This is a genomic window from Kaistia algarum (assembly GCF_026343945.1).
GTDB classification, from domain to species: Bacteria; Pseudomonadota; Alphaproteobacteria; order Rhizobiales; family Kaistiaceae; genus Kaistia; species Kaistia algarum.
Genome location: NZ_JAPKNJ010000001.1, coordinates 228,437 through 246,599, shown reverse-complemented (window position 1 = coordinate 246,599; position 18,163 = coordinate 228,437). Strand labels below are relative to the sequence as shown.

Genomic DNA, 18,163 nt, shown 5'->3' with positions numbered 1-18,163 from the left:
CGATCGACTGGCAACGCCATCGCAAGCGATCCGCGCCTCGGCGGTTCGCCCCCTCCCAACCCTCCCCCGCAAGCGGGAGAGGGCTCAGCGTCTCGGCGTCCGACGATTCGCGCACCACTCCCCAGTACCGCTCGCGCGGTTTTGAGCCTCCCGCAACGGGAGGCTTCGAGAAAGGCTCTCCATGCCCACCGTCGTCGACGAACTCTCGGTCACCATTTCAGCCGACACCACCGCCTTCCGCGCTTCGCTGGATGATCTGTCCAAGCGCGCCAATTCCTTCTCTTTCGCGATCACCAGTGCCTTTTCGAGCGCCGTCATCGGCGGCAAGGATCTCGACGACGTCTTGAAGAACCTGGCGCTGCGGTTTTCGACGATCGCGCTCAACGCGGCGCTGAAGCCGCTCGAGAGCGGGATCGGCGGCGTGCTGTCGAGCGTGCTTTCGTCCTTCGGCGTCAGCGGCTTTGCCAAGGGTGGAATCGTGCCGTTCGCCTCCGGCGGCGTCGTGGCGAGCCCGACCTATTTTCCGCTGGGGCGAGGTCTCGGCCTGATGGGCGAGGCCGGTGCCGAAGCCGTGATGCCGCTGTCACGCGGGCCGGACGGCCGCCTCGGCGTCGCTGGTGGCGGGCAGGCCGGCGTCACGGTCAATGTCGCGATCCAGACCCAGGACGCGGCGAGCTTCAGGAAATCCGAGGCCCAGGTCGCGGCGACGCTCGCCCGCGCGGTCGGCCGGGGCCGGCGGGGGCTGTGAGCGCGGACTCTGCTGCCGATGAAGCGCGACGGCCGGCCCTCTCCCCCCTTGTGGGGGAGAGCTGGAGAGGGGGGCTTCGTTGGGCGTCGATCTCTGTCTTCGACGACCCGACTCGTGGATAGAGACCCCCCTCCCGGCCTCCCCCACAAGGGGGGAGGAGAAGAAAGAGCGTCGCATCATCGGCGAGGAGAACCCCCATGCCCCTGATCCCATCCTTCCACGAAATCCGCTTTCCGACCGGCATCGCCTTTCGCTCCTCGGGCGGGCCGGAGCGCAAGACCGAGGTGGTGACGCTCGGCTCGGGGCGCGAGACGCGCAACCAGCGCTGGGCGGATTCGCGACGGCGCTATGATGCCGGCTATGGCGTGCGCTCGCTGGTCGACATGAATGCGGTCATCGAGTTCTTCGAGGAGCGGCGCGGCAAGCTGTTCGGCTTCCGCTGGCGCGACCGCACCGACGACGGCTCCGTGCCGCCCGGCAGCGAGCCGGGTCCGCTCGACCAGGCGATCGGCACGGGCGACGGGGTCAAGACCGTGTTCCAGCTCGCCAAAACCTATGGTTCAGTCCATGCGCCCTATGTCCGGCAGATCGCCAAGCCCGTGGAGGGCAGCGTGCGCGTCGCCGTCGCCGGCACGGAAATGGCGGAGGGCATCGCCGTCGCCGTCGACCCGGCGAGCGGCCTCGTCACCTTTCTGCCCGGACATATTCCTCCTGACGGCGCAGCGATCACGGCCGGCTTCCGCTTCGACGTGCCGGTGCGCTTCGATCTCGACCAGCTCGCGATCGATCTTTCCGCCTTCGAGGCCGGTGCGATCCCGTCGATCCCGCTGGTGGAGATCCTGCCATGAGGACGCTGCCGACCGATCTCGCGGCGCATCTGACCGGCGAAGCCACAACCATGTGCCGCTGCTGGAAGCTGACGCGCAAGGACGGCGCGGTGCTCGGTTTCACCGACCATGACCGCGACCTCGCCTTTGACGGCGTCACCTTCGAGGCGGCGAGCGGGCTTTCCGCCAGCGAGGCCAATGCCGGGACCGGCTTTTCGACGGGCGGCATGGAGGTCGCCGGCGCGCTCTCGTCGGATCGCATTGCCGAGGCCGATCTCGCCGCCGGGCTCTATGACCATGCGAGGATCGAGACTTTCGCCGTCAATTGGCAGGCGCCAGCCGAACGGCTGCTGCTGCGGACCGGCCATGTCGGCGAGGTGCTGCGAGAGGACGGCGCCTTTCGCGTCGAGATCCGCGGCCTCGCTGCCGCGCTCGACCAGCCGCAAGGGCGATCGTTCCGCGCCGCCTGCGACGCCGAGCTCGGCGATGTGCGCTGCAAGGTCGATCTCACGGCGGGCGCCTTGCGCGGCTTTGCGACGGTGGTCGCGAGCGAGGACGGCAAATATCTGACGCTCTCCGGCCTCGATGCCTTCGCGGTCGGCTGGTTCGAACGCGGCCGGGCGATGTTCACCTCCGGCGCCAATACTGGCCGCGCCGGTGTCGTGCGCTCGCACCGGATCGTCGATAGCGCGCTGCGGGTTGAACTCTGGACAGCGATGAGCGGGCTGGTCGCGGCGGGCGACACGCTGACCGTCACGGCCGGCTGCGACAAGCGCTTTTCGACCTGCCGCGCCAAATTCGCCAACACGCTGAACTTCCGCGGCTTTCCGCACATGCCGGGCAATGATTTCAGCCTGGGCTATGCGAGGAGCGGCAGCCAGAACGATGGCGGCGCGATCGTGATGTGACGTGCCTTTCTTCTCTTTTCCCTCCCCCTCGCGGGGAGGGCCAGGGTGGGGGTCGGCGGGCCGCTGGAACCACTGGCGAGCCAAGCGACCTCTCGGATGGACCCCCTCCCTAGCCCTCCCCCGCTTCGCGGGAGAGGGGACGACCCGCATGGCGATCGACGTTGTGATGGTGGCTCTACGGCCGGCGAGTAAGACCCTCACCCCAGCCCTCTCCCGCAGGCGGGAGAGGGAGTTCGGCCGGTGTCCTTCACAGGCTCCGCAGCCCATCGTTGGCGCCCCCTCGCCCGCTTGCGGGAGAGGGCGGGGGTGAGGGCCTTTCTTCCAGAACGGAGCACCCTCATGCCCATCTCCCGCGACGCCATCGCCGTCGCCGCACTGTCGTGGCTCGGCACGCCGTACCGCCATCAGGCCTCGCTGAAGGGCGTCGGCTGCGATTGCCTTGGCCTCGTGCGTGGCGTCTGGCGCGAGCTTTATGGCGAGGAACCGGAGGCGCCGCCGCGCTATACGGCGGATTGGGCCGAGGCGCAGGGCCGCGAGACCTTGGCCGAGGCGGCCGGCCGCCATCTGACGCCTGTGGACCCGGCCGAGGCGCAAACCGGCGACGTCTTGCTGTTTCGCTGGCGTCCCGGCCTGCCGGCCAAGCATGCCGGCATCCTGATCGCGCCCGATCGCTTCATCCACGCCCATGACGGCGCCGCCGTCGCGCCGGCCGATTTAGTGCCCTGGTGGCGCCGCCGTGTCGCCTTCGCCTTTGCTTTTCCCGGAGTGATCTGATGGCGACGCTGGTTCTTCAGGTGGCGGGCGCGGCGCTTGGTGGCGTCCTGGGCCCGCTCGGCGCGACGATTGGTGCGGCCGCCGGTGCGCTCGCCGGCTATGCGGTCGATCAATATCTGTTCGGCTCGACGGTCGAGGGCGCTCGGCTTTCGGATCTGAACGTCCAGCGTTCGGAGGAGGGCGCGGCGATCCCGCGCGTCTATGGCAAGGCGCGGCTCTCGGGCCAGGTGATCTGGGCGACGCGCTTCGAGGAGGTGAAGAGCGAGGAGGGCGGCAAGGGCGGCGCCTCCGTCATCAACTATTCCTACTATGCCAATTTCGCGATCGGCCTTTGCGAGGGACCGATCGCCCGCATCGGCCGCTGCTGGGCCGATGGCGACGAGATCGATCTCTCGACGATCTATCACCGCGTCCATATCGGCGGTGAGAGCCAGGGCACCGACAGCCTGATCGTCGCCAAGCAGGGAACGGCCGGCACGCCGGCCTATCGCGGCACGGCCGTGGTCGTGTTCGAGCGGCTACCGATCACCGATTATGGCAACCGCCTGCCGCAGCTCGCCTTCGAAGTCTTCCGCCCCGCAGGCGGGCTGGAGGACGAGATCCGCTCGGTGGTGATCATCCCGGCCGCTTCCGAATTCGCCTATGACCCGAACCCGGTCTATCGCGACGGCGAAATCGGCAGCCGCGAGACGATCAATCGCCACATCGACGGCTCGTTGACCGATTGGCAGGCCTCGCTCGACGAGCTTCAGTCGCTCTGCCCGAACCTCGATCGTGCTGCGCTCGCCGTGAGCTGGTTCGGCAGCGATCTGCGCGCCGATCATTGCACGGTGACGCCGCGCGTCGAAGCCTATGGAACCGCGACAAGCCCGACCGAATGGAGCGTCTCGGGGCTGAATCGGGCCAGCGCCGGGCTCGTCAGCCAGATTGGTGGCCGGCCCGCTTATGGCGGCACGCCGTCCGATGCCAGCGTGCTGCGCGCCATCGTCGATCTGAAGCTTCGGGGCCTCGCCGTCACCTATTACCCATTCCTGATGATGGATGTGCCGGCCGGCAATGCCCTCACCGATCCCTATGGCTGGGGCACGCAGCCGGCCTATCCCTGGCGCGGCCGCATCACGTCGTCCTGGGCGCCGGGGATGAGCGGTTCGCCCGACAAGACGACTGCCGTGGAGGCCGAGATCGCCGCGTTCATGGGTACGGCGGCGCGGACGGATTTCGCCATGTCCGGCGTCAGCGTCGTCTATTCCGGCCCGGCCGAATGGTCCTACCGGCGCATGGTGCTGCATTCGGCCTGGCTTTGCGTGATTGCCGGCGGCGTCGATGCCTTCATCATCGGCTCGGAACTGCGCGGGCTGACGACGCTCCGCTCCGCCGGCAACGCCTACCCCTTCGTCGCCGCCTTGAAGACGCTCGCCGCCGATGTCCGCGCCATCCTCGGGACCGGATGTAAGATCACCTATGCCGCCGACTGGAGCGAATATTTCGGCCACCAGCCGGGCGATGGGTCCGGCGATGCCTTCTTCCATCTCGATCCGCTCTGGAGCGACAGCGCCATCGATGCGGTCGGCGTCGACTCCTATGTTCCGCTCTCCGATTGGCGCGACGGCGCCGATCATCTGGATGCGGCCATCGCCGATAGCGGCCGCGATATCGCCTATCTGCGCTCCAACATCGCCGGCGGCGAGGGCTTCGACTGGTACTATGGCTCGGACGCCGATCGCGCCGCGCAGATCCGCTCGCCGATCACCGATGGCGGCTATGGCAAGCCCTGGGTCTATCGCTATAAGGATCTGAAGTCCTGGTGGAGCCAGCCGCACTATGACCGCGTCGGCTATGTCGAGCAGGCGAGCCCGACATCCTGGGTGCCGGAGGGCAAGCCGATCTGGTTCACGGAGATCGGCTGCCCGGCGATCGACAAAGGCGCCAACGAACCCAACGTCTTCCCCGATCCGAAAGTCGGCGGTGCGCGCCTGCCGCATTTTTCTAATGGCTCGCGCGATGCGCTGATGCAGGAGCGGGCGCTGTCGGCACTGCTATCCTATTGGGATCCCGCCTCGCCAGCGTTCTCGGCGGCCTCCAATCCGGTTTCCGCCGTCTATGGCGGGCGGATGGTCGATATCGGCCGCACCTATGTCTGGTCCTGGGATGCGCGACCCTATCCGGCCTTTCCGTTTCGCACTGATGTCTGGTCGGACGGCGGCAACTGGCAGACGGGCCACTGGCTGAACGGCCGGCTTGGCACGCTGCCGGCAATCCGCCTCGTCGAGCGCATCCTTAAGGACTACGGCTTTGCCGACTATGAGATCGGCGATCTCGCCGGCATGGTCGACGGCTATGTCATTGGCAGCGTCGGTTCGGCGCGGCAGGCGCTCCAGCCGCTCGCCGAGGCGCTCGGCTTTACCGCCGCCGAATCGGCCGATGTCATCCGCTTCGTGCGCTCCAGCCTGCCGAAGCTGGCGATTTCCGAAAGCACGCTGGCCGAGGGGGAGGGGACGCCGCTGGTCAGCCTCCGCCGCGCGCAGGAGACCGAGCTGCCGGCCGAGTTCGGCCTGGGCTTCATCGATCCGCTCAACGATTATCGCTCACGCACCGTTGCCTCGCGGCGGCTGGAGACGGCAAGCCGGCGCCAGGCGTCTTCGTCCACTTCCATCGTCATGGATGACGGCGTCGCCACGGCGCTCGCCGATGACCGGTTGCAGGATCTCTGGGAGGGGCGCGAGACGGTGTCGCTGGCTCTCGATCCCCGTCGGCTGGATATCGAGCCGGCCGATGTGCTGAGGCTGGAGCGGAACGGCGAGAGCGTCGTCTTCCGGGTTACCCGCATCGAGGACGGGCTGGCGCGGCGCGTCGAAGGATCGTCGATCGCCCCGCCAACGGCCTCGACGCCACTTGCCGACGCGACGGCGACGCTGCCGGGCTGGACCGGCGATCCGGGACCACCGGACGTCGTCATCCTCGATCTGCCATCCGAGGATGCGGATGCAACCGGCGCCGCCGCGCGGATCGCGCTCTTCGCCGACCCGTGGAACGGCCCGTTCGGCATTTCGGTCGGCTCGGCCGATGCCGGCTATGCGCTTCGCCAGTCGGTCGCGCAACGCGCCACGCTCGGCACGATCGCCGCCGCGATCCCACCGGGGCCGATCGCGCGCTTCGACGAAGCGACGGAGATCGAGGTGCGGCTTCGCGCCGGCTCGCTCGCCGCGCTGCCGGACGAAGCCGTGCTGAATGGCGGCAATCTCGCGGCGATCGGCACCGAAGCTTCGGGTTTCGAGGTTATCCAGTATCGTAACGCCGAGCTGGTCGGCGCCAATCTCTGGCGTCTGTCGGGATTGCTGCGCGGCCAGGGCGGCACGAGCGATCTCGCCGACGTGGGCCACGCGGCCGGAGCGCGTTTCGTCCGGCTCGATGGCGCGACCCCTCGGCTCGAACTGGACAGCACCGAGATCGGCCTCGTCCGCTCGCTCCGCGCCGGCCCGCTCAGCCTCGCCTATGACCCGGACAAGTTCGCGGAGCGCGGCTTCTCTGTGGCGGGAATAGCGCTGCGCTGCCTCGCGCCCGTTCATCTTCAGGGGGCGAGAGATTCGTCCGGCGATGTCGCTCTGCGCTGGATCCGCCAGACCCGGATCGGCGGCGATGGCTGGGACCAGGTCGAGGTGCCGCTCGGCGAGGCGACCGAGGCCTACCGGGTCGAGCTGCTGGAGGCAACGACGCTTCGCGCCAGCCTGACCAGTGCCGCGCCATCGCTGACGCTGACCGCCACGGCGCTGGCCGCCGTGCTTTCCACCCCCTCGGCACCCTTCACCGTCCGCGTCGCGCAGTTGAGCGCGACACGCGGCGCTGGCCTTTCCACGGAGATCCTGATCGATGGCTGATCCGCTTGAGACGTCTTCGCTGAAGCTGCCCTATATCGCGGCGGCCCAGGCGCAGAAGCATGTCACCCATAACGAGGCGCTGAAACGCCTTGACGGCATCGTCCAGCTCGCGGTCGAGGCGAGCGGCGCGACCGCACCGCCCGGCTCGCCGGCGGAAGGCGATCGCTACCTCCTCGGCACGACGCCGACGGGCGCATGGTCCGGGCAGGGCGGCAATCTCGCCGTCTATGCCGACGGGGCATGGTGGTTTGCGGTGCCGGCGACCGGCTGGCTCGCCTTCGATCGCAATGCGGATCAATTGCTGGTGTTGAAGAGCGGTGGCTGGAGCCCCGTCTAAGGCCACTCGACGCTCGGTCCCAAAATAAGAGCCCGCCGTCGGGGGGACGCGGCGGGCTCTCCGGGTTAGGACCGGCTAGGAAGCGCTTTCGCGCTCCCTATCGAAACAATGCGCGTGCTCCGCCACGGTTCCGTCCGTTTCCAAAAAAGTTTCAGGATCAGATCGACAGCACTTCGCCGACAAGGACGGCCGTCGAGCCGACCGTGTCGAGCAGGGCAAAAGCGCCGAGATCCGCCACCGGCTTCCAATGATGGCGCACGGCCTCATAGGTCGTCTCGGTGCTGACCAATCCGATGAGCAGCAGCAGCGCCCACCAGCCATTGCGCACCCAATGCCCGGACAACATGCCGCCAAGCGCGGCGATAACGACCGCTTTCCACATTGATGATGGCTCCACCGGCCCCCAGCGGAATTCCTACGCTGCATCGCAAAAGCGGCAAAGCCATGGCGGGCCTTCAGGTGACTTTCAACAAATCTTAAGCATGAGAGGAATGCCGCCATGCCACGAACGAGTACCGCGGGCCTCGCGCAGCTTGCAGCGGAGGAGGGTGAATCGCTTCGCGCCTACCGCGACGTTGCCGGGGTCTGGACGATCGGTGTCGGGCTCACCAAGGCGTCCGGCGTCATCGCGCCGAAGGCCGGCATGATCATCAGCCGCGAGGAGAGCCGCCAACTTCTCGCCAAGGCGCTGGAGACGCGCTACGAGCCCGCCGTCGCCGCGGCGATGCCGGGTGCCGCCGCCCACGAATTCGACGGCGCCGTCTCGTTCCATTTCAATACAGGCGCCATTGGCCGTGCTGGCTGGATCAAAGCCTGGCGGGGTGGCGATCGCGCGGGCGTGCGCTCGGGCCTCCTGCTGTGGAGCAAGGCCGGGGGCCGTTCGATCGAGGGGCTGCGCCGCCGCCGCGCTCGCGAAGCCGATCTCATCCTCGACGCCCGCTATGCCGGTGCCGAAGCCGGCGGCCTGACCGATCCGGCGCTCCGCCGCGCCGCCCAGGGCGAGGCGGTTGCCGAATTGCAGGAGAAACTGGCCCGGCTCGGCCTGCTGCAAGGGCCACCCGACGGCCGCTTCGGCGCGGCGACGGAGGCAGCGGTCCGCACCTTCCAGTCGGCGCATCCCCAGCTCACCGTCGACGGCATCGCCGGCCCCGCGACGCGCGCGCAGATCGAGCGGGTGCTGGCTGTACGCGGCAAGACGGCCGCCACCAGCGTTGGCGCCGTCCTCGTGGCCGGCGCGGCGGCAGCCGCTCATCCGGCGCTCCCCGAAGCGGCCGAGGTCTCTCTCGTCCTGCCCGCCGCGATCGCCGGCACGCTGTTGCTGGCCGCTCTCGCGCTGACGCTCTGGCGCTATCGCGACGAGATCCGCACGCTGTTCTTCATGGAAAGGAAAGATTGATCATGGCCAAGCCCGCTTCGTTCGACATTCTCCTCGGCGCCCTCGACGGCGCCCTCACCCGCGTCGCGGCCCGTGACGACAATCCCGTGACGCCGGACCTCGTCCCGGCCATCTCGGCGGCGGTCGCGGCGGAGGCGGCGCAGGATCCCGCGCTGCGGCATGTCACCAATGCCGAGCCTTGGTACGCGTCCCGCGTCACCTGGGGTGCAATCATCGCCGCCCTGGCGCCGATCCTGGGCCTTGTCCTCGGCCGCACAGTCAGCGTCGCGGATCAGGCGTCGATCGTCGAAATCGGCACCGCTGCCGGCACGCTCGCCGGCGCCGGCCTCGCGCTTTATGGGCGCTGGGTGGCTAAGACGCCGATCGGCTCCAAATAGCGATGCCTCGCGCGAAGATTGCCGAGGCGGTCGCGTAGCGCTACCCATTCAGTGGGCGTTCATTTGGCACCTGCTAGAGGGGAAGCATGTCGAAGCCCTTCCTCAAAGCCGCCGCGATCCTGTGCTGCCTGGCTTCCATGAGCCAGCCGGCCTTCGCGGATGGCTGCCTGTCGCAGAGCGAGGCGCGGCAGGCCGTGCAGAGCGGCCAGGCGGTTTCGCTGAGCCAGCTGCGCTCCGGCATTCCAGGCGAGGTATTGTCGGCGCAGCTCTGCCGTTCCGGCGGCGGTCTCGTCTATGTGGTGAGCGTGCTGGCCGATGGCGGCGCGGTGAAGCGGCTTCGCGTCGATGCGCAGAGCGGCGCGGTAAGCGGGAACTGAAGCGATGCGCATCCTTGTCGTAGAAGACGATCTCGACCTGAACCGTCAGTTGGCCGATGCTTTCAAGGCGGCCGGCTATGTCGTCGATACGGCGCGCGACGGCGAGGAGGGTCACTTTCTCGGCGATACGGAGCCTTATGACGCCGTCGTGCTCGATATCGGCTTGCCGCGCATGGACGGCATCAGCGTGCTCGAGGCCTGGCGGCGCGATGGCCGCAAGATGCCGGTCCTGATCCTCACCGCGCGCGACCGCTGGAGCGACAAGGTCCAGGGCATCGATGCCGGCGCGGATGACTACGTCGCCAAGCCCTTCCATATCGAGGAAGTGCTGGCCCGCATCCGTGCGCTGGTCCGCCGCGCCGCCGGCCACGCCACCAACGATATCGAGATCGGCCCGGTCCGGATCGACACCAAGTCCGGCCGCGTCACCGTCGACGGCAATCCCGTCAAGCTCACGGCGCATGAGTACAAGGTTCTGGAATATCTGATGCACCATCGTGATCGCGTGGTGTCTCGGACGGAGCTCACCGAGCATCTCTACGATCAGGATTTCGACCGTGATTCCAACACGATCGAGGTCTTCGTCGGGAGATTGCGCAAGAAGGTGTCGCCGGATCTGATCGACACGGTTCGCGGCCTCGGCTACCGGATCATCACGCCGGGCGGCTCATGAGGGTTCGTGTCGACTCGCTCGCCTTTCGCCTGATCGCCGGTGCGACGGTCTGGGCGGCGATCGCGCTCGTCGCGGCCGGGTTCATCCTCTCCTCGCTCTATCGCGATACTGCGGAGCGCGCCTTCGACGCGCGCCTCAGCGTCTATCTGAAGACGCTGGTCGGCAATCTCGCCTCCCAGTCGCCGGGCGAGCTTCACGATCCCGGCAATCTCGGCGAACAGCGCTTCGAGCTTATCTATTCCGGCTGGTACTGGCAGGTTGGCCGCGCCAGCGGCCCCGTGCTCATGGCATCGCGTTCGCTCGCCACCGACACGCTGGACATGGCCCGGGCCGAGGTGCTCGGCACCGTCGACGGGATCGAATCGGCGACGTTGACCGGCCCCGATGGCCAGGAGCTGCGGCTGTTGCGCCGCACCTTCACCTTCGACGCCGATCATCGCTACGACGTCGTCGTCGCCGGCAATGTCAGCGATCTGAAGACGGAAATCCGCCGTTTCCAGACCAGCGTCGCATTGACTTTGTCGGTATTCGGCGTGGGGCTGATCGCGGCGATCTGGGTGCTGATGCGCTGGGCGCTGCAGCCGCTGGACCGGGTGCGCCACGGACTCGCCGAACTCCGGTCGGGCCGCGAGCAGCGCTTCGAAGGTCCGTTCCCCGCCGAACTGGAGCCGCTGGCCCGCGAACTCAATGCCCTCATCAACTCCAACCAGGCGATCATCGAACGGGCCCGCACCCATGTCGGCAATCTGGCGCATGCGCTGAAGACGCCGCTCAGCGTCATCACCAACGAGGCGCGCGCTTCGCAAGGTCCGCTGGCCGACAAGGTCGCCGAACAGGCGGAACTGATGCGTGTCCAGATCCACCACCATCTGGAGCGGGCGCGGATCGCGGCGCGCTCCAAGGTGATCGGCGTGGTGACGGATGTCGAGCCGATCGTTGCGCGCCTGCTGCGCGCCATGCGGCGCATCCATGGCGACCGCGACCTCTCCATCGAGGCCGAGGTTCCGGACGGCGTAAAGTTCCGGGGCGAGCAGCAGGATTTCGAGGAGATGATCGGCAATCTCGTCGACAATGCCTGCAAATGGTCGAAGAGTAAGGTTCGCGTGACCGTCGCGCTCGGCGCCGTCGTCGATGAGGAGCGCTGGCTGACGATCGCGATCGACGACGACGGCCCAGGCCTTTCTGACGCGGACATCGTCGAGGCGACGCGTCGCGGTCGCCGGCTTGACGAGACCAAGCCGGGCTCAGGGCTCGGGCTTTCGATCGTTACCGATCTTGCCGAGATCTATGGCGGCACCTTCGTCTTGCGAGCCTCGCCCCTTGGCGGATTGCGGGCCGAACTGAGCCTGCCAGCTGCTTGAAGCCCATGCCGGCTGTCGCTAAACCCCATTTCCGCCATGGTGCTGCTGCATGGGACCCGCGATCGGACGTGTCGGTCCGGGCCGGCGAAAGGCTCGAGAGGAACAATGAGGCTCATTTCCCTGATCGTCGTCGGCACGACCGGACTGATGCTGTCTGCCTGCCAGTCTCCGACCAACCAGCAGGTGGGCATCGTCGGCGGCTCGGCGGCCGGCGCGCTCATCGGCAACCAGTTCGGCTCGGGGTCCGGCAAAGTCGCGGCGACGGTGGCTGGCGGTCTCATCGGGGCCTTTGTCGGCAATGCCATTGGTGTCAGCCTGGACGCGCAGGCCGAGCAGCAGGCCGCTCAGGCGCAGATGCAGGCGCTTGAGAATGGCCGTCCCGGCACACCTGTCGCGTGGAATTCCGGCAGCACGCGCGGCGAGGTGATTCCGGGCCCGCGCTACAACGTCAATGCCTATGAGTGCCGCGACTATACGCATGAAATCTGGATCGACGGCCAGCCGCAGACGGCGCGCGGCACGGCTTGCCGCCAGCCCGACGGAACGTGGCGGGCGGTCGACTGACGGTAATTTGAGCGGGCGCAAACGCGCCTGTGACAGATTGCGCTATGCGGACGGTCGCCCGAATGGCTAGAGGCTATTCGGGGCCCTGAATGCGCGAGGCGCCGCTTGGGGCGCCGCCAGCCTGCAGGGCATTGGAGACCGATGCTGCTTTGGATCGCCATGGCCGTTCTGACGGCCGCCGCTTCGCTCGCGATACTCGTTCCTCTGGGACGTTCGCGGGCAGGGGCCGTTTCCGCCGACCCATCGGCGCGCGCGATCTATCGCGACCAGCTCACGGAGCTGGATCGCGACCGCGAGCGCGGCCTCATCGGCGAGGCGGAAACCGACGCCGCCCGCCTCGAAATCTCCCGCCGCCTGCTGAAGACCGATGAGGCGAGCGCGGCAGATCCAGCGGGATCGTCCCCTGTCCGGGCTCTTGCGACCTTCGCGGCCGTCATCGCCATTCCGCTCATTGCGGTTGGCACCTATCTGGCGCTGGGCTCCCCCAATCTGATCGACCAGCCGATCGCCGAACGGCGCGCGGCTGCGGCTGACCCCGAGCTGGAAAGCCTGGTGCTCAAGGTCGAGACGCATCTCGCCCAGGATCCGGAAGACGGCAAGGGCTGGGAGGTTCTGGGACCGGTCTATATGCGCGTCGGCCGCTTCGACGACGCCGCCCGCGCCTTCGACAATTCGCGCCGCATACTTGGCGCGACGCCGGAGCGCGACGCCTTCTTCGGCGAGGCGGTGACGCGCGCCCATGGCGGCCTGGTCACGGAAGAGGCGAGGACCGCCTTCGAGCGGGCGCTTCAGGGCGATCCCGGCAATGCCCGCGCGCGCTTCTATCTCGCCGTCGCGCTCAGCCAGTCGGGCCGCAAGGACGAGGCGATCGCGGCGTGGAACGGGCTGATCGCCGATTCGCCCGCCGATGCGCCATGGCTGCCGGTCGCGAAGGCCGAGCTGGAAAAGGTGCAGGGCGGCTCGGCTGGACCGGTTGCGACGGGACCGATGGCTTCCAGTCAGGCCGCACCCGGGCCGACCGCCGCCGATGTCGCCGCGGCGTCCCAGCAGACGCCGGCCGCGCGCCAGCAGATGATCGAGGGAATGGTCGCGGGCCTCGCCGCGCGTCTCGATGCCTCGCCGGACGACGCCGAGGGGTGGGCGCGGCTGTTTCGTGCCTATATCGTGCTGGGGCGTCCGGCCGATGCGCAAGCCGCCCTCGACAAGGCGCGCAAGGCGCTGGCCGGCAACAGCACGGTCCTGGCTGCCGTCGAGAAGGCGGCCGCGGACAACGGCGTCGGCACGGCGCCATGAGAACGAAGAACGGGACGGCATCGCGATCATGACGAGGAAGCAACGGCGTCTCAGCCTCATCGGCGTAGCGGGAGCGGTTCTCGTCTTCGCCGTCGGGCTCGTGCTCTACGCGATGTCGGATGGCATCGCCTTCTTCGCGACACCGTCCGAGATCGCCACCAGCCCGCCGGGACCCGAGCGGCGCCTGCGCCTCGGCGGCCTTGTCGAGACCGGCAGCCTCGTCAAGGAGGATGGCGGCGCCGTGCGCTTCGCCGTGACTGATGGCAAGGCGGCGGTTACGATCCACTATGTCGGCATCCTGCCCGATCTCTTCCGCGAGGGGCAGGGCGTCGTGGCGGAGGGCCGGGTCGATCCGGCCGGCTTCTTCGCCGCCGATACGATCCTCGCCAAGCATGACGAGACCTACATGCCCAAGGAAGTGGTCGAGGCGCTGAAGAAGAGCGGCGAGTGGCGGCCCGAGACCGCCGCCGAAGGCCCGGCGCCGAGGGCGATCCAATGATTGTCGAACTCGGCCATTACGCGCTGGTGCTGGCCCTGGCGCTCGCGATCGTCGGCTCCGTCCTGCCGCTGGTCGGCGCGCTGCGCCATGACGGCCCGCTGATGGCGGTGGCGCCGGCCGCCGCGATCGCGCAATTCGTCTTCGTCGCAGCGAGCTTCGCGGCGTTGACCCACGCCTATCTCGTCTCGGATTTCTCGGTCGTCAACGTCGTCGAGAATTCGCATTCGATGAAGCCGCTCATCTTCAAGATCAGCGGCGTCTGGGGAAACCACGAAGGCTCCATGCTGCTCTGGGTCTTGATCCTGGCGCTGTTCGGCGCGCTGGTCGCCCTCTTCGGCAACAACCTTCCCATGCGGCTGAAGGCGCTGGTTCTCGCCATTCAGTCCCTGATCGGCACCGCCTTTCTCCTGTTCATCCTGGCGACCTCCAACCCGTTCCTGCGGCTCAATCCGGCCCCGGCCGAGGGCCATGATCTCAATCCGGTGCTGCAGGATATCGGCCTCGCCATCCATCCGCCGCTGCTCTATCTCGGTTATGTCGGCTGCTCGATCTCGTTCTCCTTTGCTATCGCCGCGCTGATCGACGGCCGGATCGATGCGGCATGGGCGCGCTGGGTTCGGCCCTGGACGCTGGCTGCCTGGCTGTTCCTGACGCTCGGCATCGCGATGGGATCCTACTGGGCCTATTACGAGCTCGGCTGGGGCGGGTGGTGGTTCTGGGATCCGGTCGAGAACGCCAGCTTCATGCCGTGGCTGTCGGCGACGGCCTTGCTGCACTCCGCTGTCGTCATGGAAAAGCGCGACGCGCTGAAGATCTGGACGATCCTGCTCGCCGTGCTGACCTTCTCGCTGTCCCTGCTCGGCACCTTCCTCGTCCGCTCCGGCGTCCTGACTTCGGTCCACGCCTTTGCGAGCGACCCGACGCGCGGCGTTTTCATCCTCTGCATCCTCTGCCTTTTCATCGGCGGGGGACTGACCCTGTTCGCGGCGCGAGCCGGCTCGCTCACGCCCGGCGGTGTCTTCTCGCCCATCAGCCGCGAGGGCGCGCTCGTCTTCAACAATCTGATCCTGACGGCGGCCTGCGCCACGGTCCTGACCGGCACGCTCTATCCGCTGGTTCTCGAAGCCCTGACCGGCGGGAAGATCTCGGTCGGCGCGCCGTTCTTCAACATGACGTTCGGGCCCTTGATGGTGCCGCTGCTGATTGCCGTCCCGTTCGGGCCGTTTCTGGCCTGGAAGCGCGGCGATATCCTCGCTGCCAGCCAAAGGCTTTTCGTGGCGTTCCTCGCGGCGCTCGCGGTCGTGCTCGTCGGGCTCATCGCCTCGGGCCTGTCCTCGGCGCTCGCCTTCCTCGGTGTCGCACTTGCCGTTTGGCTGATGGTTGGCTCGCTTTCGGAAGTGGCCTTCCGAATCCGCCTTTTCCGCGCCCCGCTGGCCGAGAGCCTGCGCCGCGGCGTCGGCCTTCCCCGTTCGGCCTGGGGCACGACGGTGGCGCATTTCGGCGTCGGGATGACCGTGCTCGGCATCGTCGCCTCGACCGCCTGGAACAGCGAAACCATCACGACCATGAAGCTGGGCGACAGCGTCACGATCGGCTCGCGCACGCTGACCATGGACCGCTTCCTGCCGGTCGCCGGCGGCACCTACACGGGCACGGCCGTGCGCTTCACCATTCGCGAGGGCGGCTCGACGGTGGGCACGCTGGCGCCCGAGAAGCGGCTCTATCAGGTGCAGAACATGCCGACGACCGAGTCGGCGATCCGGACTTTCGGCTTCTCGCAGCTCTATGTTTCGCTCGGCGATATCAAGTCTGACGGCTCGACGACGGTCCGTGTCTATTGGAAGCGGCTGATCACGCTGATCTGGCTCGGAACGCTGGTGATGGCCGCGGGCGGTCTGCTCTCGCTTTCGGACCGCCGCCTCCGCGTCGGCGCACCAAAGCCGGCCCGCCGGGCCGTTGCCGTAGCGGCGGAGTGAGCATGCGCGCTCTCTTCGCCCTGATGCTTTTCCTTCTGTCAGCCGTTCCCGCGGCAGCCGTCCAGCCCGACGAGGTCCTGCCGGATCCGACGCTGGAGGCACGCGCCCGTTCGCTTTCGGAGGAGCTGCGCTGCCTCATCTGCCAGAGCCAGTCGATCGACGATTCCGATGCGACGATCGCGCGCGATCTGCGTCTCCTGATCCGCGAGCGGCTGAAGGCCGGGGACAGCGACGCGGCGGTCAAGGCGTTCCTCGTCGATCGCTACGGCGAATATGTCCTGCTGCGGCCGGCTTTCGCCTGGCATAATGCCCTGCTATGGGGCGCGGCACCGCTGGCGATCCTTGTTGGCGGCGGCCTTTTCCTCCTGCTGTATCGCCGTTCGGGACGCTCGCCGCCGGCGGCTTTGAGTGCCGAAGAGGAAGCACGGCTTAAGGCGCTCGTCGCCGAGGACGAAGCGCGCTGACATTACCAAGAATTCACATCGGTGACAGGCGACCGTAAGGTCCGACCCTCCATGGTGTTTCCATGAGATGCAGCCCCCGCAAGGCTCTCATCGTGAAATTCAGGTGGAGATAGCGATGCCCGAACTGAACACCTCGCCCAAGACCGCTCGCCGCATCCGTAGCCGTGTCCTTCTCGGTACGGCGCTCGCCGCCGTCATCGTTGGCGGCGTTGCGGGTGAAGCCGTGCTCGGCAACCGCACGCCGGCCTATGCCGATGCGGTCCGCATCCAGGCCCCGGCGGTGATCCCCGATTTTGCCGATCTGGTCGACAAGGTGAAGCCGGCGGTCGTCAGTGTCCGCGTCAAGGCCGACATCGCCGATGCTTCGGACGAAGATTCGGGCAATGGTTTCCCGAACCCGGGGCAGTTCCCGCCCGGCTCGCCGATGGAGCGTTTCTTCAAGCAGTTCCAGGACCAGCAGAACGGCCAAGGCGGCCAGAACGGTCCGAACCGTTGGAAGAATTCGCCCAGCCATAAGGCCGTTGGCCTCGGTTCCGGCTTCTTCATCTCCGAGGACGGCTATGTCGTCACTAACAATCACGTCGTCGACGGCTCGACCGACTTCACCGTCACCGACGCGGCCGGCAAGGAATATACCGCTCGCCTGATCGGCAAGGATCCGAAGACTGATCTCGCCCTGCTCAAGGTCGACGACAGTAGCCAGAAGTTTACCTTCGTCGAGTTCGCTCCGGGCGAAGTGCGCGTCGGCCAGTGGGTGGTCGCGGTCGGCAACCCGTTCGGCCTCGGCGGCACGGTCACGGCGGGCATCGTCTCGGCCTTGGGCCGCGACATCGGCTCGTCGAGCTATGACGACTTCATCCAGATCGACGCCTCGGTCAACAAGGGCAATTCCGGTGGCCCGACCTTCAACATGAACGGCCAGGTCATCGGCATCAACACGGCGATCTACTCGCCGTCGGGTGGCAGCGTCGGCATCGCCTTCGACATTCCGGCCGCGACCGCCCAGCGCGTCATTGCCGACCTGAAGGAACATGGCGAAGTCGTCCGTGGCTGGCTCGGCGTACAGATCCAGCCGGTGACCAAGGACATTGCCGACAGCCTGAAGCTCGCCGATGCCAAGGGCGCTCTGGTCGCCGAGCCGCAGGATGGCAGCCCGGCCACGCTCGCCGGCATCAAGTCGGGCGACGCGATCCTCACCGTGGACGGCAAGAAGATCGACGATGCCCGCAACCTGTCGCAGGTCATCGGCGGCTATGCGCCGGGCGCGACCGTCAAGCTCGGCATCTGGCGCGATGGCAAGGACCAGACGGTCGAAGTCAAGCTCGGCAAGATGCCGGTAGAGCAGAAGGTCGCCGCGGCGCAGGAGGACGTGAAGCCGTCCTCGGTTGCCGATCTCGGCCTCGCCTTGTCGGCCTCGCCGGATGACAAGGGCGTCGTCGTCTCGGACGTCGATCCCAATGGCGCGGCGGCCGAGCAGGGCATCCAGGCCGGCGACATCATCCTCGCGGTCGGCGGCAGCGAAGTTTCGCGTCCTGGCGATGTCGAGCGCGAGGTGGTCGATGCCAAGAAAGCTGGCATGAAGGCCGTCCTGATCCGTATCAAGTCGGGCGACCAGACCCGCTTCGTCGCCCTGCCGTTCGGCAAGGCCTGACCCAACCTGCATAGATCCGACTTCCGCCCGGCGTAATTTTCCTAGGCGGAAGTCGGAAACCCC

The 18,163-nt window shown here is 67.6% G+C and carries 18 protein-coding genes; 17 read left to right on the top strand and 1 reads right to left on the bottom strand.

Annotated features, from left to right (window positions below; all coding sequences use genetic code 11):
* Positions 1-181 precede the first annotated feature (181 nt).
* The 6 genes from OSH05_RS01185 (at position 182) to OSH05_RS01160 (ending at position 7,469) form a co-directional block, all read left to right on the top strand.
* Positions 182-748 carry a phage tail tape measure protein gene (locus OSH05_RS01185; RefSeq protein WP_104218450.1) on the top strand — a complete coding sequence of 189 codons (567 nt, stop codon included), beginning with the start codon at positions 182-184 and terminating at the stop codon, positions 746-748.
* Positions 749-945: 197 nt separating this feature from the next.
* Positions 946-1,596 (top strand): DUF2460 domain-containing protein, encoded by a 651-nt coding sequence (locus OSH05_RS01180; protein WP_104218449.1) that lies wholly within the window; start codon positions 946-948, stop codon positions 1,594-1,596.
* A complete protein-coding gene (locus tag OSH05_RS01175; protein WP_104218448.1) occupies positions 1,593-2,483 on the top strand; it encodes a DUF2163 domain-containing protein in 891 nt (296 codons plus the stop codon). The genes OSH05_RS01180 and OSH05_RS01175 overlap by 4 nt, the downstream gene beginning before the upstream one ends.
* Before the next feature lie 339 nt (positions 2,484-2,822).
* The gene (locus OSH05_RS01170; RefSeq protein ID WP_104218447.1) at positions 2,823-3,257 is read left to right on the top strand and encodes a DUF6950 family protein; all 435 of its coding nucleotides are present in this window, start codon (positions 2,823-2,825) and stop codon (positions 3,255-3,257) included.
* The gene (locus OSH05_RS01165) at positions 3,257-7,132 is read left to right on the top strand and encodes a baseplate multidomain protein megatron (protein WP_104218446.1); all 3,876 of its coding nucleotides are present in this window, start codon (positions 3,257-3,259) and stop codon (positions 7,130-7,132) included. Before OSH05_RS01170 ends, OSH05_RS01165 begins: the two co-directional genes overlap by 1 nt.
* The gene (locus OSH05_RS01160; protein WP_104218445.1) at positions 7,125-7,469 is read left to right on the top strand and encodes a DUF2793 domain-containing protein; all 345 of its coding nucleotides are present in this window, start codon (positions 7,125-7,127) and stop codon (positions 7,467-7,469) included. Before OSH05_RS01165 ends, OSH05_RS01160 begins: the two co-directional genes overlap by 8 nt.
* A 157-nt stretch (positions 7,470-7,626) precedes the next feature.
* Here the strand turns inward: OSH05_RS01160 and OSH05_RS01155 are convergent, their stop codons facing one another.
* Positions 7,627-7,851, bottom strand: coding sequence for a hypothetical protein (locus OSH05_RS01155; RefSeq protein ID WP_104218444.1), 225 nt, complete (start codon positions 7,849-7,851; stop codon positions 7,627-7,629).
* 117 nt (positions 7,852-7,968) lie between these two features.
* On the opposite strand from OSH05_RS01155, the gene OSH05_RS01150 reads away from it, so the two are divergent.
* The 11 genes from OSH05_RS01150 (at position 7,969) to OSH05_RS01100 (ending at position 18,100) form a co-directional block, all read left to right on the top strand.
* The gene (locus OSH05_RS01150; protein ID WP_104218443.1) at positions 7,969-8,865 is read left to right on the top strand and encodes a glycoside hydrolase family protein; all 897 of its coding nucleotides are present in this window, start codon (positions 7,969-7,971) and stop codon (positions 8,863-8,865) included.
* A gap of 2 nt (positions 8,866-8,867) precedes the next feature.
* The gene (locus OSH05_RS01145) at positions 8,868-9,242 is read left to right on the top strand and encodes a hypothetical protein (protein ID WP_266352007.1); all 375 of its coding nucleotides are present in this window, start codon (positions 8,868-8,870) and stop codon (positions 9,240-9,242) included.
* Positions 9,243-9,328: 86 nt separating this feature from the next.
* A complete protein-coding gene (locus tag OSH05_RS01140; protein WP_104218442.1) occupies positions 9,329-9,619 on the top strand; it encodes a PepSY domain-containing protein in 291 nt (96 codons plus the stop codon).
* Positions 9,620-9,623: 4 nt separating this feature from the next.
* Positions 9,624-10,292 (top strand): response regulator transcription factor, encoded by a 669-nt coding sequence (locus OSH05_RS01135; RefSeq protein ID WP_104218441.1) that lies wholly within the window; start codon positions 9,624-9,626, stop codon positions 10,290-10,292.
* A complete protein-coding gene (locus OSH05_RS01130) occupies positions 10,289-11,653 on the top strand; it encodes an ATP-binding protein (RefSeq protein ID WP_104218440.1) in 1,365 nt (454 codons plus the stop codon). The genes OSH05_RS01135 and OSH05_RS01130 overlap by 4 nt, the downstream gene beginning before the upstream one ends.
* Positions 11,654-11,758: 105 nt before the next feature.
* Complete coding sequence (locus OSH05_RS01125; protein ID WP_207778722.1) at positions 11,759-12,217, top strand: glycine zipper 2TM domain-containing protein; 459 nt, start codon at positions 11,759-11,761, stop codon at positions 12,215-12,217.
* A gap of 141 nt (positions 12,218-12,358) precedes the next feature.
* Positions 12,359-13,510 carry a c-type cytochrome biogenesis protein CcmI gene (ccmI, locus tag OSH05_RS01120; RefSeq protein WP_104218439.1) on the top strand — a complete coding sequence of 384 codons (1,152 nt, stop codon included), beginning with the start codon at positions 12,359-12,361 and terminating at the stop codon, positions 13,508-13,510.
* Positions 13,511-13,538: 28 nt separating this feature from the next.
* Positions 13,539-14,009 (top strand): cytochrome c maturation protein CcmE, encoded by a 471-nt coding sequence (gene ccmE, locus OSH05_RS01115; RefSeq protein ID WP_104218438.1) that lies wholly within the window; start codon positions 13,539-13,541, stop codon positions 14,007-14,009.
* The gene (locus tag OSH05_RS01110) at positions 14,006-15,985 is read left to right on the top strand and encodes a heme lyase CcmF/NrfE family subunit (RefSeq protein ID WP_104218437.1); all 1,980 of its coding nucleotides are present in this window, start codon (positions 14,006-14,008) and stop codon (positions 15,983-15,985) included. The genes ccmE and OSH05_RS01110 overlap by 4 nt, the downstream gene beginning before the upstream one ends.
* A gap of 2 nt (positions 15,986-15,987) precedes the next feature.
* Entirely contained in the window at positions 15,988-16,449 is a 462-nt protein-coding gene (locus OSH05_RS01105) for a cytochrome c-type biogenesis protein (protein ID WP_104218436.1), read from the top strand.
* Positions 16,450-16,564: 115 nt separating this feature from the next.
* The gene (locus tag OSH05_RS01100; protein WP_104218435.1) at positions 16,565-18,100 is read left to right on the top strand and encodes a Do family serine endopeptidase; all 1,536 of its coding nucleotides are present in this window, start codon (positions 16,565-16,567) and stop codon (positions 18,098-18,100) included.
* Positions 18,101-18,163: the final 63 nt, after the last annotated feature.

Bases quoted from the DNA above. Each gene is read 5' to 3' on its own strand.
- OSH05_RS01100 (WP_104218435.1), top strand. From the start codon at position 16,565: ATGCCCGAACTGAACACCTCGCCCAAGACCGCTCGCCGCATCCGTAGC.
- OSH05_RS01130 (WP_104218440.1), top strand. From the start codon at position 10,289: ATGAGGGTTCGTGTCGACTCGCTCGCCTTTCGCCTGATCGCCGGTGCG.
- OSH05_RS01165 (WP_104218446.1), top strand. From the start codon at position 3,257: ATGGCGACGCTGGTTCTTCAGGTGGCGGGCGCGGCGCTTGGTGGCGTC.
- OSH05_RS01135 (WP_104218441.1), top strand. From the start codon at position 9,624: ATGCGCATCCTTGTCGTAGAAGACGATCTCGACCTGAACCGTCAGTTG.
- OSH05_RS01110 (WP_104218437.1), top strand. From the start codon at position 14,006: ATGATTGTCGAACTCGGCCATTACGCGCTGGTGCTGGCCCTGGCGCTC.
- OSH05_RS01185 (WP_104218450.1), top strand. From the start codon at position 182: ATGCCCACCGTCGTCGACGAACTCTCGGTCACCATTTCAGCCGACACC.
- OSH05_RS01150 (WP_104218443.1), top strand. From the start codon at position 7,969: ATGCCACGAACGAGTACCGCGGGCCTCGCGCAGCTTGCAGCGGAGGAG.
- OSH05_RS01155 (WP_104218444.1), bottom strand. From the start codon at position 7,851: ATGTGGAAAGCGGTCGTTATCGCCGCGCTTGGCGGCATGTTGTCCGGG.
- OSH05_RS01180 (WP_104218449.1), top strand. From the start codon at position 946: ATGCCCCTGATCCCATCCTTCCACGAAATCCGCTTTCCGACCGGCATC.
- OSH05_RS01140 (WP_104218442.1), top strand. From the start codon at position 9,329: ATGTCGAAGCCCTTCCTCAAAGCCGCCGCGATCCTGTGCTGCCTGGCT.
- ccmI (WP_104218439.1), top strand. From the start codon at position 12,359: ATGCTGCTTTGGATCGCCATGGCCGTTCTGACGGCCGCCGCTTCGCTC.
- OSH05_RS01170 (WP_104218447.1), top strand. From the start codon at position 2,823: ATGCCCATCTCCCGCGACGCCATCGCCGTCGCCGCACTGTCGTGGCTC.
- OSH05_RS01175 (WP_104218448.1), top strand. From the start codon at position 1,593: ATGAGGACGCTGCCGACCGATCTCGCGGCGCATCTGACCGGCGAAGCC.
- OSH05_RS01105 (WP_104218436.1), top strand. From the start codon at position 15,988: ATGCGCGCTCTCTTCGCCCTGATGCTTTTCCTTCTGTCAGCCGTTCCC.
- OSH05_RS01160 (WP_104218445.1), top strand. From the start codon at position 7,125: ATGGCTGATCCGCTTGAGACGTCTTCGCTGAAGCTGCCCTATATCGCG.
- ccmE (WP_104218438.1), top strand. From the start codon at position 13,539: ATGACGAGGAAGCAACGGCGTCTCAGCCTCATCGGCGTAGCGGGAGCG.
- OSH05_RS01145 (WP_266352007.1), top strand. From the start codon at position 8,868: ATGGCCAAGCCCGCTTCGTTCGACATTCTCCTCGGCGCCCTCGACGGC.
- OSH05_RS01125 (WP_207778722.1), top strand. From the start codon at position 11,759: ATGAGGCTCATTTCCCTGATCGTCGTCGGCACGACCGGACTGATGCTG.